Source organism: Azospirillum endophyticum (genome assembly GCF_016595245.1).
GTDB lineage: Bacteria > Pseudomonadota > Alphaproteobacteria > Azospirillales > Azospirillaceae > Azospirillum > Azospirillum endophyticum.
Window position 1 is genome coordinate 1 of record NZ_JAENHM010000028.1, and the last position, 15,358, is coordinate 15,358.

General features: G+C 67.2%; 13 protein-coding genes. 11 read left to right on the forward strand and 2 right to left on the reverse strand.

Annotation, left to right across the window (positions count from 1 at the left end; translation table 11 throughout):
- Positions 1 to 283: 283 nt before the first annotated feature.
- Positions 284 to 1,192 carry an NAD(+) diphosphatase gene (gene nudC / locus JHL17_RS08820; protein ID WP_200192178.1) on the reverse strand — a complete coding sequence of 303 codons (909 nt, stop codon included), beginning with the start codon at positions 1,190 to 1,192 and terminating at the stop codon, positions 284 to 286.
- 176 nt (positions 1,193 to 1,368) lie between these two features.
- Between nudC and hisN the strand changes: the two genes are divergently transcribed.
- The 10 genes from hisN to rpmB all read left to right on the forward strand — a co-directional run bounded on the left by hisN (position 1,369) and on the right by rpmB (position 13,503).
- Positions 1,369 to 2,151: a histidinol-phosphatase gene (gene hisN / locus JHL17_RS08825; RefSeq protein WP_200192180.1), complete on the forward strand. Its 783-nt coding sequence runs from the start codon at positions 1,369 to 1,371 to the stop codon at positions 2,149 to 2,151.
- A 10-nt stretch (positions 2,152 to 2,161) separates the two neighbouring features.
- Entirely contained in the window at positions 2,162 to 2,674 is a 513-nt protein-coding gene (locus tag JHL17_RS08830) for a hypothetical protein (RefSeq protein ID WP_200192182.1), read from the forward strand.
- 80 nt (positions 2,675 to 2,754) lie between these two features.
- Positions 2,755 to 4,605, forward strand: coding sequence for an extracellular solute-binding protein (locus JHL17_RS08835; protein WP_200192184.1), 1,851 nt, complete (start codon positions 2,755 to 2,757; stop codon positions 4,603 to 4,605).
- Between the two features lie 74 nt (positions 4,606 to 4,679).
- The gene (locus JHL17_RS08840) at positions 4,680 to 6,554 is read left to right on the forward strand and encodes an extracellular solute-binding protein (RefSeq protein WP_200192186.1); all 1,875 of its coding nucleotides are present in this window, start codon (positions 4,680 to 4,682) and stop codon (positions 6,552 to 6,554) included.
- 58 nt (positions 6,555 to 6,612) lie between these two features.
- Complete coding sequence (locus JHL17_RS08845; protein ID WP_200192188.1) at positions 6,613 to 7,722, forward strand: microcin C ABC transporter permease YejB; 1,110 nt, start codon at positions 6,613 to 6,615, stop codon at positions 7,720 to 7,722.
- Positions 7,722 to 8,807, forward strand: coding sequence for an ABC transporter permease (locus JHL17_RS08850; RefSeq protein ID WP_200192190.1), 1,086 nt, complete (start codon positions 7,722 to 7,724; stop codon positions 8,805 to 8,807). Before JHL17_RS08845 ends, JHL17_RS08850 begins: the two co-directional genes overlap by 1 nt.
- Positions 8,808 to 9,117: 310 nt before the next feature.
- Positions 9,118 to 10,758 (forward strand): ABC transporter ATP-binding protein, encoded by a 1,641-nt coding sequence (locus JHL17_RS08855; protein WP_200192192.1) that lies wholly within the window; start codon positions 9,118 to 9,120, stop codon positions 10,756 to 10,758.
- Positions 10,759 to 11,033: 275 nt separating this feature from the next.
- Positions 11,034 to 12,032, forward strand: coding sequence for a methylmalonyl Co-A mutase-associated GTPase MeaB (gene meaB / locus JHL17_RS08860; RefSeq protein ID WP_200192194.1), 999 nt, complete (start codon positions 11,034 to 11,036; stop codon positions 12,030 to 12,032).
- 227 nt (positions 12,033 to 12,259) lie between these two features.
- Positions 12,260 to 12,985: a hypothetical protein gene (locus tag JHL17_RS08865; protein WP_200192196.1), complete on the forward strand. Its 726-nt coding sequence runs from the start codon at positions 12,260 to 12,262 to the stop codon at positions 12,983 to 12,985.
- 218 nt (positions 12,986 to 13,203) lie between these two features.
- Positions 13,204 to 13,503, forward strand: a complete 300-nt coding sequence (gene rpmB / locus JHL17_RS08870) for a 50S ribosomal protein L28 (RefSeq protein WP_012973047.1) — start codon at positions 13,204 to 13,206, stop codon at positions 13,501 to 13,503.
- Positions 13,504 to 13,672: 169 nt separating this feature from the next.
- Here the strand turns inward: rpmB and JHL17_RS08875 are convergent, their stop codons facing one another.
- Entirely contained in the window at positions 13,673 to 14,251 is a 579-nt protein-coding gene (locus JHL17_RS08875; RefSeq protein ID WP_200192198.1) for a regulatory protein RecX, read from the reverse strand.
- Positions 14,252 to 14,432: 181 nt separating this feature from the next.
- Here JHL17_RS08875 and JHL17_RS08880 point away from each other — a divergent pair, with 181 nt between their 5' ends.
- Positions 14,433 to 15,236: an ABC transporter permease gene (locus JHL17_RS08880; RefSeq protein ID WP_200192200.1), complete on the forward strand. Its 804-nt coding sequence runs from the start codon at positions 14,433 to 14,435 to the stop codon at positions 15,234 to 15,236.
- Positions 15,237 to 15,358 lie beyond the last annotated feature (122 nt).

Sequence of the window (15,358 nt, forward strand, 5' to 3'; positions counted from 1 at the left end):
CCCCCCAGGGCTTCTCTTCTAACAAAACTCAAAGACACAAGGGGTGCGGCCGGCCGGAGGCTGGGGAAATTCAATTTGCACCCCCTCACCCCAACCCCTCTCCCGCGAGGGGAGAGGGGCTTTTTCAATTTCAAACTGTACGCCTTGTTGCAGGCGCGAGATCTGTAAATGCCGTAGCGCGAAGGCGGGGATCCAGAGTTTCCAATACAGTCACTTGCGAAGTCTGGATTTCCGCCTTCGCGGGAATGACGGCCAATGATCGTCCTCATGAACTTACAGATCCTCACCCTTCCGCCATCCATTCCCGGATCAGGCGGTGGGCGATCGAGTCGGAGCGGGCGAGGCGGAAGGTCTCGTCCGGGGTGTGGGTGCGCAGGAAGTCGCGGTCGAACCAGCCGGCGCTTTCCAGCTCGTCGGCACCGGTATCGATGTCGAAGCTGGTGGCCCGCGCGACGAAGCCCAGCATCAGCGACGACGGGAAGGGCCAGGGCTGCGACGAGCGGTACTGGATGTCGGTGACGGTCAGGCCGACCTCCTCGAACACCTCGCGGGCGACGGTGTCCTCCAGGCTCTCGCCCGGCTCGACGAAGCCGGCCAGCACCGAATGCATGCCGGGCGGGAAACGGCTCTGGCGGCCCAGCACCACCCGGTCGCCGCCGTCATGGACCAGCATGATCACCGCCGGGTCGGTGCGCGGGAAATGATGGGTGGCGCAGTCGGGGTTGGTGCAGATGCGCACATGACCGCCTTCCGCCGTCGCCGCCGGGGACCCGCAGACCCCGCAGAAGCGGTGGCGCGCGTTCCACCAGACCATGCCGCGGGCATAGGCGCACAGCGCCGCCTCGCCTTCCGGCATCAGCGGGCCGGTGACGCGCAGATCCTCGAACCGGCCGTGGCTTCGCAAAGCGGGCAGCGCATCCGGCTCCTCCACCAGCGACAGGTCGACGGTGAACAGCGGGATGCCGTCCTCCATCAAACCGAGGAAGATCGGCACCGCATCCAGCCCTTCGGCCGGCAGCAGGACGGCGCGCGGCGCATCCGGCGGGCCGGCGACGAAGCTCTTGCTCTGCCAGACCGGCAGGACGCGGGACGCGGGTGCCAGCCAAGCCTGCGTCAGCCAATCCTCGTCCTTGCGGCGGAGGGAGGCGCGATCGACCGGCGTGGCGGCGTAGATGTTGGGTCGGTTCGTCATGGCCGATCGAGGCTGCCACAAGCCGCGGCGGGCGGAAAGCCCTCCCGGCGGCTGGGCTGCCCGGCGGAAATCGCGACCTCCCCTCAAACGGAGCCGGGGCGCTTTCGGGTTTCCGGGGCAGTCCTGCGCCGTTAGGATGCGGCACCGACACCGACAGCAGCCTCAAGGAGCCGACCATGACCGAACCCTGCCCCGCCCCGATGGTGGCGCTCGCCCAGCGGTTGGCCGACTCCAGCGGCAGCGTGGTCCGCCGTTACTTCCGCACCCCCGTCGCCATCGACGACAAGGCCGACGCCTCGCCGGTCACCATCGCCGACCGCGAGGCCGAGCATGTCATCCGCACCATCATCGAAAGCCAGCGCCCCGACGACGGCATCTATGGCGAGGAGCACGGTACCAAGAACCTGGACGCCGAATGGGTGTGGGTGATCGATCCTATCGACGGCACCAAGTCCTTCATCACCGGCCGGCCGATCTTCGGCACGCTGATCGCCCTGCTCCACCACGGCCGCCCGGTGCTGGGGATCATCGACCAGCCCATCGTCGGCGACCGCTGGATCGGCGTCGAAGGCCGGCCGACCACCCACAACGGCCAGCCGGTGCGCGTGCGCCCCTGCCCGGGCGGGCTGGGTGCCGCCATGTTCGGCACCACTTCGCCCGACCTGTTCCCCGGTGCCGATTACGAGGCCTACCGCCGCGTCGCCGCCAAGGTGAAGACGGCCTCCTATGGCGGCGACTGCTACACCTACGGCCTGCTGGCGTCCGGCTATTACGACCTCGTCGTCGAGTCGGGGCTGAAGTTGTACGACTTCGCGGCCTTGGTGCCGGTGGTGACCGGCGCCGGCGGGGTGATGACGGATTGGGAAGGCAAGCCGCTCGACTCCAGTTCCAGCGGCCGAGTGATCGCCGCCGGCGACCCGCAGACCCACCGGGACGCCATGACGGTGCTGGCCGGTTGAGGACGCCGAGATGACCGCCATCGCCACACCGGCCCGTTCCGTCTTCGAAACGTCCTCGGACAAGCTGCGGCCCTTCCTGGAAGGGCTGGCGGCGCGGGTGTCCGCGGGATCGAACTGGATGGTGCGCAAGAAGACCGTTTGCGAGCTGCTGCTGGGGCTGGACGCCTTCTTCGCCCTCCCGGCGGCCGAGCGTCAGGCGCTGATGAGCGACGGCGCCACCCCGGCGGGCGATGCGGACATGGCCGATGGGGCGGAAGGCGGTCCGGAGGATTTCCGCCGGGTTCTGCCGATCTATGTCGGCGCGATCCTGGAACGCCTGGCGGAAAAGACCATAATGTCGCCGGAACAGGCGGCCATCTACCTGCTCTCCATCCATCCCGAGCATCAGGCGGCAGCGGAAGCCTGGATGCTGGCCGATCCGCGCAACGGCAAGTCGGTCCGCAAGCTGATGCGCAACGACCGCCGCTATCGCCAGTTGATGGACCGCATGGCCGACCATTGGCGCAGCGCGCCAAGCAACTGACCGTGAACCGGAATTGCGCTTGACCGAGGCGCGGGCGTGGCAATCTAACCAGAACGTCCGCTCCCCAGACAGGACCGCCGATGCGCCGCCTTCTCGCCATTGCCGCCACGATCCTGACCCTGTCGATCCCGGCGATCCTCATGCCGGCGCAAGCAGCGACCAGGACCGTCACTGCGCTGAAGCAGTTCGGCGAGCCGCAGTTCAAGCCTGGCTTCACCCATTTCCCCCATGTCAATCCCGACGCGCCCAAGGGCGGGTCGATCGGGTTGGCCGAGTCGCAGCCGGGCACCTACGACAGCCTGAACACGCTGATCCTGCGTGGGGTGCGGCCACGCACGCTGGGGCTGATCTCCGACACGCTGATGGTCGGGTCCGGCTGGGAACTCGACGCCGCCTACGCCCATCTGGCGGAGAGCGTCGAGGTGCCCGACGATTACGGCTGGGCGATCTTCACGCTGCGCCAGGGTGCCCACTGGCAGGACGGCACGCCGATCACCAGTGCCGACATCGTCTTCACCTGGGACGCCATCCAGGCCCATGGCGCGCCTTTCATCAAGTCCTTCCTCGATCACACCGCCAAGGTGGAGGCGCTGGACGACCGCCGCTTCAAGATCACCCTGACCGGCACCGGGGAGATCAAGCCGATCATCGACTTCGCCACCACCTTCTCGCCGCAGCCCAGGCATTGGTGGACCGCCCAAGGGCGCGACATCTCCAAGACGACGCTGGAGCCGGTGCTCGGCAGCGGCCCCTACCGGATCAAGACGGTCGATGCCGGCCGCTCCATCACCTATGAGCGGGTCGCCGACTGGTGGGCGAAGGATCTGCCGACCGCCCGCGGCTTCTACAATTTCGACATCGTGAAGGACGATTTTTACCGCGACGACGACGTGATGTTCGAGGCGTTCAAGGCCGGCGCCTACGATTTCCGCGGCGAATACCGGGCGCAGCGCTGGACCACCGGCTATGATTTCCCCGCCGCCAAGGACGGCCGCGTCCTGAAGCTGGAGGTGCCGAGCGAGCTGCCGCTGGGCGCCCAGGGCTTCCGCCTGAACACCCGGCGCGACAAGTTCGCCGACCCGCGCGTGCGCGAGGCTCTGGCCCTGCTGTTCGATTTCGACTGGATCCAGAAGAACATCCTGTACGGCCAGTACAGGCGGACGCTCAGCAACTTCCCCAACTCCGACTTCGGCGCCAAGGGGCCGCCCGGCCCGGCGGAGCTGGCCCTGCTGGAGCCCTTCAAGGCGCAGCTGTCCGAGCGGCTGCTGACCCAGCCCTTCGCCCTGCCCAGCACCGACGGCGGCGGCAACAACCGTGCCCAGGTGCGCGAGGCGACCCGCCTGTTCAAGGAAGCCGGCTGGGAGACCCGCAGCGGCAAGCTGACCAATGTGAAGACCGGCGAGGGGATGGCGGTCGAGTTCCTCGACGGCACCGGCGCGCTGACCCGCGTCACCCAGCCCTATGTCGAGACGCTGCGCCGGATCGGCATCGACGCCACCATCCGCCTCGTCGACACCGCCCAGTATCAAGCGCGGCTGGACGAGTTCGATTTCGACGCCACCATCATCAATCTCGCCTTCTTCACCCCGCCCGGCACCGAACTGCGCAGCTATTTCGGCTCCGCCGCCGCCGGCATCAAGGGATCGGCGAACTACTCCGGCATCCACGACCCGGTGGCCGACGCCCTGATCGAAAAGGCGCTGACCGCCAAGGATCTGGACAGCGTGCAGGCCGCCACCCGCGCGCTCGACCGCGTGCTGCTGTGGGGCTTCTACATGGTGCCGCAGTGGCACAACCCGGAAAGCTGGGTCGCCCACAAGGCGTGGCTGGCCCATCCCGCGGTCTGGCCGAAATACGATCAGGACTATCGCAGCACCAATTTCCCGGCGACCTGGTGGGTCGATGCGGCGAAGAAGGCGGCGCAGCCTTGATGACGCCCCATTGCGGCGCTAACTCCATCAGGCGGAACGATTTTCGAGAAAACAACCGAGGGAGGGGATCGGGCATGACGGGTCGGATGCGGTGGCTGGGCACCGGTATGGCAGCGGCAGCGGTGATGATGGCGGCGGGGCTTCTGCTGACCTCCCCGCTTGCGGCGCAGACCCAGGGCCAGCCCCAGGGCAGCCATGCCCTGTCCCTGCACGGCAAACCGAAATACGGGCCGGACTTCCAGCATCTCGACTACGTCAATCCCGACGCCCCGAAGGGCGGCGAGGTCAAGCTGATGGCCGTCGGCGGCTTCGACAATCTCAACCCCTTCATCCTGCGCGGACAGGCCGCCGCCGGCTCCAGTCTGCCGTTCGAGACACTGACCACCAGCAACGGCGACGAGGCGGGGATCACCGAATACGGCCTGCTGGCCCAAAGCATCGAGGTCGCGCCGGACCGTACCTGGGTCGCCTTCACCCTGCGGCCGGAGGCCCGCTTCCACGACGGCCAGCCGGTCACGGCGGACGACGTGATCTGGAGCTTCGACACGCTGAAGGAGAAGGGCCACCCGCTCTACCGCACCTACTACGCCGACGTGACCAAGGCGGAGAAGACCGGCGAGCGAACGGTCAAATTCTCGTTCCGGGATGGCAACAATCCCGAACTGCCGGTCATCATGGGCCAGCTTCCGGTTCTGCCCAAGCACGCCTTCGCCAACCGCGACTTCGCCACCACGACGCTGGAGCCGCTGATCGGCAGCGGCCCCTACAAGGTGGTGGACGTGCAGGCCGGCCGCGCCATCACCTATGAGCGGGTCAAGGACTGGTGGGCGAAGGATCTGCCGATCAACCGCGGCCGCTACAATTTCGACCGCATCCGCTACGACTATTACCGCGACCTCGACGTGGCGTTCGAGGCGTTCAAGGCCGGCGCCTATGATTTCCGGCTGGAGAACTCCTCGAAGAACTGGACCACCGGCTACAACGTCCCGGCGGTGCAGAACGGCCAGATCGTCAAGGAGGAGATCAAGCACGAGGACCCGCAGGGCATGCAGGCCTTCGTCTTCAACATCCGCCGCCCGATCTTCGAGGACCGCCACGTGCGCGAGGCGCTGAACTACCTGTTCGACTATGAATGGACGCGCGCCAACCTGTCCTACGGCCTCTACCAGCGCACCAAGAGCTATTTCGCCAACACCGAGCTGGCGGCCACCGGCCTGCCCTCCCCCGCCGAGCTGAAGCTGCTGGAGCCCTTCCGCGGCCAGATCCCGGACGAGGTGTTCACCAAGCCCTACGAGCCGCCGAAGACCGACGCCAGCGGCAACATCCGCGGCAACCTCCGCACCGCGCTCGGGCTGCTGAAAGAAGCCGGCTGGGATCTGAAGAACGGCAAGCTGGCCAATGCGCAGGGCCAGCCCTTCCGCTTCGAGATCCTGCTGGTCCAGGCCGACATGGAACGCATCGTCCAGCCCTTCGTCCGCAATCTGGAGCGTGCCGGGATCGAGGCGCAAATCCGCGTGGTCGACAGCGCACAGTACCAGAACCGCACGGATAATTTCGATTACGATATGATCATCGAGCGGTTCCCGCAGTCGTTGTCGCCCGGCAACGAACAGCGCGACTACTGGGAATCCTCGCGCGCCGACCTGCCCGGCAGCCGGAACGCCATCGGCATCAAGAACCCGGCGGTCGACAAGCTGGTGGAAACGCTGATCGCCGCCCCCAACCGCGAGGCGCTGATCGCCGCCACCCGCGCGCTCGACCGCGTGCTGCTGTGGAACTGGTACGTCATCCCGCACTGGCACGACACCGTGTACCGCGTCGCCTATTGGAACCGTTTCTCCCATCCGGCGGTTGCCCCGAAATACGGCCTGGGCTTCCCGGACAGCTGGTGGATCGATGCCGACAAGAACGCCAAGCTGGCCAACAGCGCGCGCCGCACGGGACCCTGATACAAAGCTGAGCTGAACTGCGTCACCTTGAAGACTGGGGAGGGTCGGGACACCCGCGATGCTGGCCTACATCATCCGCCGCCTGTTGCTGATCATCCCCACCCTGTTCGGGATCATGGTGATCAATTTCCTGATCGTGCAGATCGCCCCCGGCGGCCCGATCGAGCAGATGATCGCCCGCGTCCAGGGCACCGCGGTGGAAGCGACCTCGCGCATCGGCGGCAGCGCCGGCGGCGACGCCAACACCGCCCAGCGCCAGAGCCAGACCGGCGGCGACAGCGGCGGCAAGTATCGCGGCGCCCAGGGGCTGGACCCCGCCTTCATCAAGCAGCTGGAGAAGGAGTTCGGCTTCGACAAGCCGCTGCACGAACGCTTCATCCACATGATGTCGAACTACGTCATGTTCGATTTCGGAACCAGCTACTTCCGCGACCGCCGCGTGGTCGATCTGGTGCTGGAGAAGATGCCGGTGTCGATCTCGCTCGGCATCTGGACGACGCTGATCGTCTATCTGGTTTCCATCCCGCTCGGCATCGCCAAGGCGGTGCGCGACGGCCAGCCCTTCGACGTCTGGACCTCCGGCGTGGTCATCGTCGGCTACGCCATCCCCAGCTTCCTGTTCGCCGTGCTGCTGATCGTGGTGTTCGCCGGCGGGCGCTATCTCGACTGGTTCCCGCTGCGTGGACTGGTGTCGGACAATTGGGGCGACCTGCCCTGGTACAAACAGGTGCTCGACTATTTCTGGCACATGGCGCTGCCGGTGATCTCCATGGTGATCGGCGGCTTCGCCGGCCTGACCATGCTGACCAAGAACTCCTTCATGGAGGAAATCGGCAAGCAGTACGTCACCACCGCCCGGGCCAAGGGCCTGACGGAGCGGCGGGTGCTGTACGGCCATGTCTTCCGCAACGCCATGCTGATCGTCATCGCCGGCTTCCCCGGCGCCTTCATCGGCATCCTGTTCACCGGCGCCATGCTGATCGAGGTGATCTTCTCGCTCGACGGGCTGGGGCTGCTCGGCTTCGAGGCGGCGATCAACCGCGACTATCCGGTGATGTTCGGCACGCTCTATTTCTTCACGCTGCTGGGGCTGATCATGAATCTGGTCGGCGACATCACCTATGTGATGGTCGATCCCCGCATCGACTTCGATTCGCGGAGGGTTTGATGACTCCGCTGACCCGGCGCCGGCTGGCAAACTTCAAGGCGAACCGTCGCGGCTTCTGGTCCTTCTGGATCTTCCTGGTGCTGTTCGTCGTCTCGCTGGGGGCGGAGTTCATCGCCAACGACAAGCCGCTGGTGATCGAATACGAGAATCGCTACTACTGGCCGGTCTTCCACGCCTATCCCGAGACCACCTTCGGCGGCGAGTTCGAGACCGAGACCGATTACCGCGACGCTTACGTCCGTGACCTGATCAACGCCAAGGGCTGGATGGTCTGGCCGCCGATCCCCTACAGCTACCGCACCATCAACTACAACCTGCCGGTTCCCGCTCCGGCGCCGCCGTCCGCCGACAACTGGCTGGGCACCGACGACCAGGGGCGCGACGTCGTGGCGCGACTGATCTACGGCTTCCGCATCTCGGTGCTGTTCGGGCTGGTGCTGACCGCCTTCTCCTCGGTCGTCGGCGTGGCGGCCGGTGCGGTCCAGGGCTATTTCGGCGGACTGACCGACCTCCTGTTCCAACGCTTCATCGAGATCTGGCAGGGGCTGCCCACCCTGTTCCTGCTGATCATCCTGGCCAGCGTGGTGACGCCGACCTTCTGGTGGCTGCTCGGCCTGCTGCTGCTGTTCTCCTGGACCTCGCTGGTCCATGTGGTGCGGGCGGAGTTCCTGCGGGCGCGCAACCTGGATTACGTACGGGCCGCCAAGGCACTGGGCGCCGGCGACGTCACCATCATGGTGCGCCATGTGCTGCCCAACGCGATGGTGGCGACCTTGACCTTCATGCCCTTCATCCTCAACGGCTCCATCACCACCCTGACCGCGCTGGACTTCCTCGGCTTCGGCCTGCCGCCCGGCTCGCCCTCGCTCGGCGAGCTGCTGGCCCAGGGCAAGGCCAACCTGCAGGCCCCCTGGCTCGGCCTGACCGCTTTCTTCGTGCTGGCGATCATGCTGAGCCTGCTGATCTTCATCGGCGAGGCGGTGCGCGACGCCTTCGACCCGCGCAAGACCATCGCCCAGATGTCCAGCGCGCTGCCCGGCGAGGCCGCTGCAGGGCCGGCAGCCCGCAAGGAGGCGGCGGAATGACGGTGCGCGCCGACCACGACCGCCTGTCCCCTCTCCCCCCCGCTCACGCGCAAACTCCGTTTGCGCTGACGCGACAGGCGGACCTCAGGTCCGCCGAAAGCGGGGAGAGGGTTAGGGTGAGGGGGATGCACTGCGCGCCTTCGCAAGAAGCGCAAAGTCTCTCATTGCCCCATAACTCCACTCTATGCCTCCCCCTCACCCCGACCCTCTCCCCGCTCTCGGCGGACCTTCGGTCCGCCTGCCGCGACAGCGCAAACTTCGTTTGCGCGAAAGCGGGGGGGAGAGGGGGATTTAGCGGACGGTCGCCGACATGAGCCTGATGCCTCCCAACCCAGACCTCCTGTCCGTGCGGGGCCTGCGCGTCGATTTCCGTTCGGGCGCCGGCGCGACCCAGGCCGTCAAGGGCGTTTCCTTCGACATCCAGAAGGGCGAGACGGTGGCGCTCGTCGGCGAATCGGGCTCCGGCAAGTCGGTCACGGCGCTGTCGATCCTGCAGCTGCTGCCCTATCCGGTGGCGCACCACCCCGCAGGCTCGATCCGCTTCCGCGATACCGAACTGCTGGGTGCCGAGGAGAAGACCCTGCGGCAGGTGCGCGGCAACCGCATCGCCATGATCTTCCAGGAGCCGATGACCTCGCTGAACCCGCTCCACAGCATCGAGCGGCAGATCAACGAGACCCTGTTCCTGCACAAGCGCCTGTCGCGCAGCGCCGCCCGCGCCCGCACGCTGGAGCTGCTGCGCCTCGTCGGCCTGCCCGACCCGGAAAAGCGGCTGACCGCCTACCCGCACGAGCTGTCGGGCGGCCAGCGCCAGCGCGTGATGATCGCCATGGCGCTCGCCAACGAGCCCGACCTGCTGATCGCCGACGAGCCGACCACGGCGCTGGACGTCACCATCCAGGCGCAGATCCTGGCGCTGCTGAAGGATCTGCAGAGCCGCTTCGGCATGGCGCTGCTGCTGATCACCCACGACCTCGGCGTGGTGCGCAAGATGGCCGACCGCGTCTGCGTGATGAACCAGGGCGAGATCGTCGAGCAGGCCAAGGTCGACGACCTGTTCATCCGCCCACGCCATCCCTACACGAAGAAGCTGCTGTCGGCCGAGCCGCGCGGCAACCCGCTGTCGCCGCCCGAGGACGCGGCGGAGGTGATGGCCGCCGACCGGCTGAAGGTGCATTTCCCGATCAAGAAGGGGCTTCTGCGCCGCACCGTCGGCCATGTGAAGGCGGTGGACGGCGTCGACGTCGAGGTCCGCCGCGGCCACACGGTGGGCGTCGTCGGCGAATCGGGATCGGGCAAGACCACGCTGGGCTTGGCGCTCCTGCGCCTGCACGCCAGCCAGGGCGCCATCCGCTTCGACGGCACCGACATCCAGGGCTGGCAGCCCAAACGCCTGCGCGGCTTGAGGCGGGAGATGCAGATCGTCTTCCAGGACCCCTATGGCAGCCTGTCCCCCCGCCTGTCGGTCGGCCAGATCATCGGCGAGGGGCTGGGCATCCACGGCATCGGCGACCGCAGCGAGCGCGAAGCCATGGTCGCCCGCGCGCTGGAGGAGGTCGGGCTGCCGCCCGAGGCGCGCCATCGCTACCCGCACGAGTTCTCCGGCGGCCAGCGCCAGCGCATCGCCATCGCCCGCGCCCTGGTGCTGAAGCCGAAATTCGTCGTGCTGGACGAGCCGACCTCGGCGCTCGACATGTCGGTGCAGGCGCAGATCGTCGACCTGCTGCGCGACATCCAGGCCCGCCACAACCTCGCCTACCTGTTCATCAGCCACGACCTGCGGGTGGTGCGGGCGCTGTCCAGCCACGTCATGGTGATGAAGGACGGCAAGGTGGTCGAGCAGGGACCGACCCAGCGCATCTTCGAGGACCCACGCGAGGACTACACCCGGGCCCTGCTCGCCGCCGCGCTGAACCTGGAGGCGGTGGAGTCGCCGGCGGTGCGGACGTAGGGCGCCGGCGATTCCTTGGGCGCGGGAGGTGTGGACAAGATCTCCATGGATTTCACGGATGTCGCGGCCCAAGGCAGCACCCCTTCGTGAAGAGCCGAAGCGCCGCCAAGCACAAAAAAATCCGTGAAATCCGTGTCCAAATCCGTGAAATCCGTGGAAAGCTTACGCACCGAAACCACAGCTTCCGGGACGACCGGCCACCCCGCCAAAGGCTTTATCCCAGTCCGCTGCGCGAGTAGGGTAGCCCTCCCCTCGCACAAGCCGATGCCGCCACCATGACCGACACCACCCCGCAAGACGCCGCTCCCCTCGCTGACGCCGTCCGGTCGGGGGACCGACGGGCTCTGGCGAGGGCGATCACGCTGATCGAATCGACGCGCGCCGACCATCGCGCCACGGCCGACGCGCTGCTGGCGGCCCTCCTGCCCCACACCGGCAACTCGGTGCGACTCGGCATCTCCGGCGTGCCGGGGGTGGGAAAATCGACCTTCATCGAGGCGTTCGGTCTGCATGTCATCGGGCTGGGACACAAGGTCGCGGTGCTGGCGGTCGATCCGTCGTCGCAGCGCACCGGCGGTTCGATTCTCGGCGACAAGACCCGGATGGTCGACCTGTCGCGCGAGGCCGACGCCTTCATCCGCCCCTCCCCCGCGGGTGCGACCCTGGGCGGGGTGGCGCGCCGCACGCGCGAGGCGATGCTGGTCTGCGAGGCCGCCGGCTTCGACGTCATCATCGTGGAGACGGTCGGTGTCGGCCAGTCGGAGACCGCGGTCGCCGACATGGTCGACCTGTTCATGCTGCTGCTGCTGCCGGCCGGCGGCGACGAGCTGCAGGGCATCAAGAAAGGCATCGTCGAGCTGGCCGACCTCGTCGTCGTCAACAAGGCCGACGGCGACCTCGCCGCCACCGCCCGCCATACGGTGGCCGACTACCGCCATGCGCTGACGCTGCTGCGCCATGGCGACTGGCGGGTGCCGGTGCTCAGCTGCTCCGCCGTGCAGAAGGCGGGGATCGACACGGTGTGGCAGACCATCGGCGAACATAAGGCGCTGACCGAAGCCAACGGCGCCCGCGCCACCCGCCGGTCCGAGCAGGCCCGCGCCTGGCTGTGGAGCGAGATCCGCGAGACGCTGATCGACCGGTTCCGCGCCCACCCCGCCGTCCGTGCCGATCTGGCGCGACTCGAAGCGGAGGTGACCGCGGGGTCCGTCATCCCGGCGGCGGCGGCCCATATCCTTTTGGGACGCTTCCTTGATCGGTCTGCAGGCGCATAGCCCGTTCAGCTTATGTTGCACCGCAACAAATCCGTTGCACCGCACCAGCGGTAGGGCTATTCTGCGCTGGGCGGGAAAGGGGCGACGTGCGCCGATTCGACCATTGTCGATTCGTTCATATCGCTAAGGCACATCGCTTGGGCCGGGGTGCCCGCGGTCTCCTGGGGTTACGCCGGAGCGGCCTTTCCGTTTCCGCCAATGTGACTTCTACCACGGGAGACAACGCCATGACCGCTCAGCCGACCCCCGCCAACGTCCTGACCCTGTTCAAGACCAACGCCCAGACTACTGTGGCCACCACTGCCGCCAAGTCCGCCCGCGTCGCCACCCTGGTCCAGGACGGCTACCGCCGCTGGTTCGACGGCATGACCGCGTCGGTGAACGACGCCAGCCGTCTGGCCGCCGGACTGGGCAAGGCCCGCACCGCCGCCGATCTGGCCGCACTGCAGCGCGATTGGCTGTCCACCACCCAGGCCCGCGTGAACGAGAGCGTCCAGGGCTTCCTGGACGTCTCCACCAAGATCGCCGCCGAGATCGCCTCCCTGCCGACTCCGGCCGCCGATACCGCCCCGGCTCCCACGCCGGTCGCCGCTCCGCTCTCCGTGGTCCCGAAGGCCGAGGCGCCGAAGCCGGCCCCGGCGATGGTTGCCGCGCCGATGGTCGAGGCTCCCGTTCCGGCGCCAGTCGTCGAGGCCCCGGAAGCCGCTCCGGCCCCGGTTCCGGTCGCCGTTTCCGAGACCGCTCCGGTCGCCGCGGCCGCTGCCGCCAAGCCGGTCGAAGTGCCGGTCCAGAAGCTGGTCGAGGCAGTGAAGGCCGAAGCGGCCGCCCCCGCCATCCCCCCTGCCGACGCCCTCGCCGCCGAGGTGAAGGACGCGGCCAAGCCGGCTCTGCGCCGTACGGGCAAGCCTGTCGCCGCCAAGCCGGCGTCGAAGACCTCACCCACCGTGAACTGACACCTGTCGGGACAAGATTGAAGCGGCGCGTCTCTTCACCTGACCGAAGAGGCCGCCGCGCTTCGACTCTCCGCTTTCCCGCGACGACTCGGCTTTTGACGGTTTCATCGCGGATCCCGGCTTGACGACGGCGCTTTTGTTCGACTATATAGCGGCCTCCTTCGGGCGGCGGGCCGTCCGTTACCGGGTTTCATTTGCTAAAATAAAGGAACAGTCCGATGGCACGTCGGTGCTCCGTGACCGGCAAGGGCACGCAGTTTGGCAACAACGTCAGCCACGCCAACAACAAGAATCGCCGTCGCTTCCAGCCGAACCTCCAGGAAACGTCGCTGCTCAGCGACAGCCTGGGGCAGCTGGTGCGTCTGCGCCTCTCGGTGAACGCGATCCGCTCGATCGAGCACAAGGGTGGCCTCGACGCCTTCCTGCTCGATGCGAAGGACGCCGTGTTGAGCCTGGACGCCCGTCGCATCAAGCGCCGGATTTCCAAGGCCCAGGAGAAGCAGCAGGCCGCGGCCTGATCGTTTCCCGGCATCTGGGGCGCGTTTGGTGTGCTGACGCGGGGCGCTTGCCGCTCCGCTGACGAAATTTAAGACGCGTACAGGACGATTCCGACTCCCGGTAAGAGAGCGGCGCGCGACATCCGAAAGGATGCCGCGCGTTTCGTCGTTCTGGGGTGGGGGTTAGGCCTCACTCCTCGAGCACCTCGTCCGGATCCTCCGCATCCACCACCCGCCGGGCGATCTCGTACCCGAATCCCGCGCGGCCCAGCGCCGCCATGTCCTTCTCGCGGTATGCCTCCCGCTGCTCCGACCGCCGGTACGGACCGAGCCGCCGCCGTTTGGCGAGCGCCAGGGCCGCGGTCAGGTCCAGATCGGGCCCGACATCCTCGCGCAGGCTGTCCAACGCCTTGTCGGCCTCGTCGCGGCCGATGCCCTTGCCGGCCAGCTTCTGGGCGATCAGCCGGGTGGAGGCACCGCGACGGTGCAGGCTCTCCGTGCGCATGCGGGCATAGGTCTCGTCGTTCAGCAGGCCGCTGCGGACATAGCGGGCCAGCAGATCGTCGACCCAGCGGGCCCCCTCCTCCCGGTCGGTGCCATGGGCCTTGGCCGACAGGTCGACCTTGCGCATCAACACCCGGCGGAGATTGGAGGTCGAACTGGCGAAACGCTCCAGGTAATAAAGCGCCGCGTTCTCCAGATATTGCGGCGTGACCCGCTTCGGCGGCTTCCGGGCCGGCGGAGAGGCGCGTTTATCGTCGGCGTTCATGGCAGTCCCTTCGGCGGCGGCGGTTGCCGGATGGGCGGGCCGCAAGTAAAGTCCGTCACTTTCTCGGCGGTCCGTGACCTTCCCGGCGCCCTTTCCTGGCGAAACAGCTCCGGCCCTCCGTCGGCTCCCGCATGGGTGCGAAACCGCGGGCGCCGGTTCCCAAAAGGCAGATCGTGACGCGATGACCCTTCCCCTTCCTCCCATGCCGCGCAATGTCGGTTCCGTCAACTGGATCGGCCTGTGGACGCTCTACGCACGCGAGGTGCGGCGCTTCATCAAGGTGCACCAGCAGACCGTCTGGGCGCCGGTGGTGACGACGCTGCTCTATTACGCGGTGTTCGCCCTGTCGCTGGGATCGGCGGTGCGGATGGTCGGTCCGACACCCTATTTGGAGTTCCTCGCTCCCGGCCTGATCATGATGGCGATGGTGCAGAACGCCTTCGCCAACACCTCCTCCTCCGTCGTGATCGCCAAGGTGCAGGGCAACATCGTCGACATCCTGATGCCGCCGCTGTCGCCGATGGAGCTGGTCAGCGGCTTCGTGCTGGGCGGCGTCACCCGCGGCGTCGTGGTCGGGTTGGTGACCGGGCTCGCCATCTGGGCGGTGATCCCGATGCACATGCCGCATCCGGGCTTCGTGCTGTTCCACGCGGTGATGGCGTCGATGCTGCTGTCGCTGCTGGGCCTGGTCGGCGGCGTCTGGTCGGAGAAGTTCGACAACATCGCCGCGGTGACCAACTTCGTGGTGACGCCGCTGTCCTTCCTGTCCGGCACCTTCTATTCCGTCGACACCCTGCCGCCGGTCTTCTGGTGGGTCGCCCATTTCGATCCCTTCTTCTACATGATCGACGGCTTCCGCTACGGCTTCATCGGCATGTCGGACGGGTCGCGCTGGCTGGGCGTGGCGGTGATGCTGGCGGTGAATGCCGGGCTGTGGTGGCTGGCATGGCGCATGTTCAAGACCGGCTACAAGCTGAAGGCGTGAAGATTCCGCGAAAGCCGCGCCTTTTCCGACCTGTCCGTTGACAGAACCGATCAATCTCCGGATATTTGCCGTTCCCGGCGGCCAGCCTTGGCCGCCGGATTTTCCTTTTTGGGAGACCAACG

Bases quoted from the DNA above. Each gene is read 5' to 3' on its own strand.
- JHL17_RS08835 (WP_200192184.1), top strand. From the start codon at position 2,755: ATGCGCCGCCTTCTCGCCATTGCCGCCACGATCCTGACCCTGTCGATC.
- JHL17_RS08865 (WP_200192196.1), top strand. From the start codon at position 12,260: ATGACCGCTCAGCCGACCCCCGCCAACGTCCTGACCCTGTTCAAGACC.
- rpmB (WP_012973047.1), top strand. From the start codon at position 13,204: ATGGCACGTCGGTGCTCCGTGACCGGCAAGGGCACGCAGTTTGGCAAC.
- JHL17_RS08880 (WP_200192200.1), top strand. From the start codon at position 14,433: ATGACCCTTCCCCTTCCTCCCATGCCGCGCAATGTCGGTTCCGTCAAC.
- JHL17_RS08850 (WP_200192190.1), top strand. From the start codon at position 7,722: ATGACTCCGCTGACCCGGCGCCGGCTGGCAAACTTCAAGGCGAACCGT.
- JHL17_RS08840 (WP_200192186.1), top strand. From the start codon at position 4,680: ATGACGGGTCGGATGCGGTGGCTGGGCACCGGTATGGCAGCGGCAGCG.
- JHL17_RS08855 (WP_200192192.1), top strand. From the start codon at position 9,118: ATGAGCCTGATGCCTCCCAACCCAGACCTCCTGTCCGTGCGGGGCCTG.
- JHL17_RS08830 (WP_200192182.1), top strand. From the start codon at position 2,162: ATGACCGCCATCGCCACACCGGCCCGTTCCGTCTTCGAAACGTCCTCG.
- JHL17_RS08845 (WP_200192188.1), top strand. From the start codon at position 6,613: ATGCTGGCCTACATCATCCGCCGCCTGTTGCTGATCATCCCCACCCTG.
- nudC (WP_200192178.1), bottom strand. From the start codon at position 1,192: ATGACGAACCGACCCAACATCTACGCCGCCACGCCGGTCGATCGCGCC.
- hisN (WP_200192180.1), top strand. From the start codon at position 1,369: ATGACCGAACCCTGCCCCGCCCCGATGGTGGCGCTCGCCCAGCGGTTG.
- meaB (WP_200192194.1), top strand. From the start codon at position 11,034: ATGACCGACACCACCCCGCAAGACGCCGCTCCCCTCGCTGACGCCGTC.
- JHL17_RS08875 (WP_200192198.1), bottom strand. From the start codon at position 14,251: ATGAACGCCGACGATAAACGCGCCTCTCCGCCGGCCCGGAAGCCGCCG.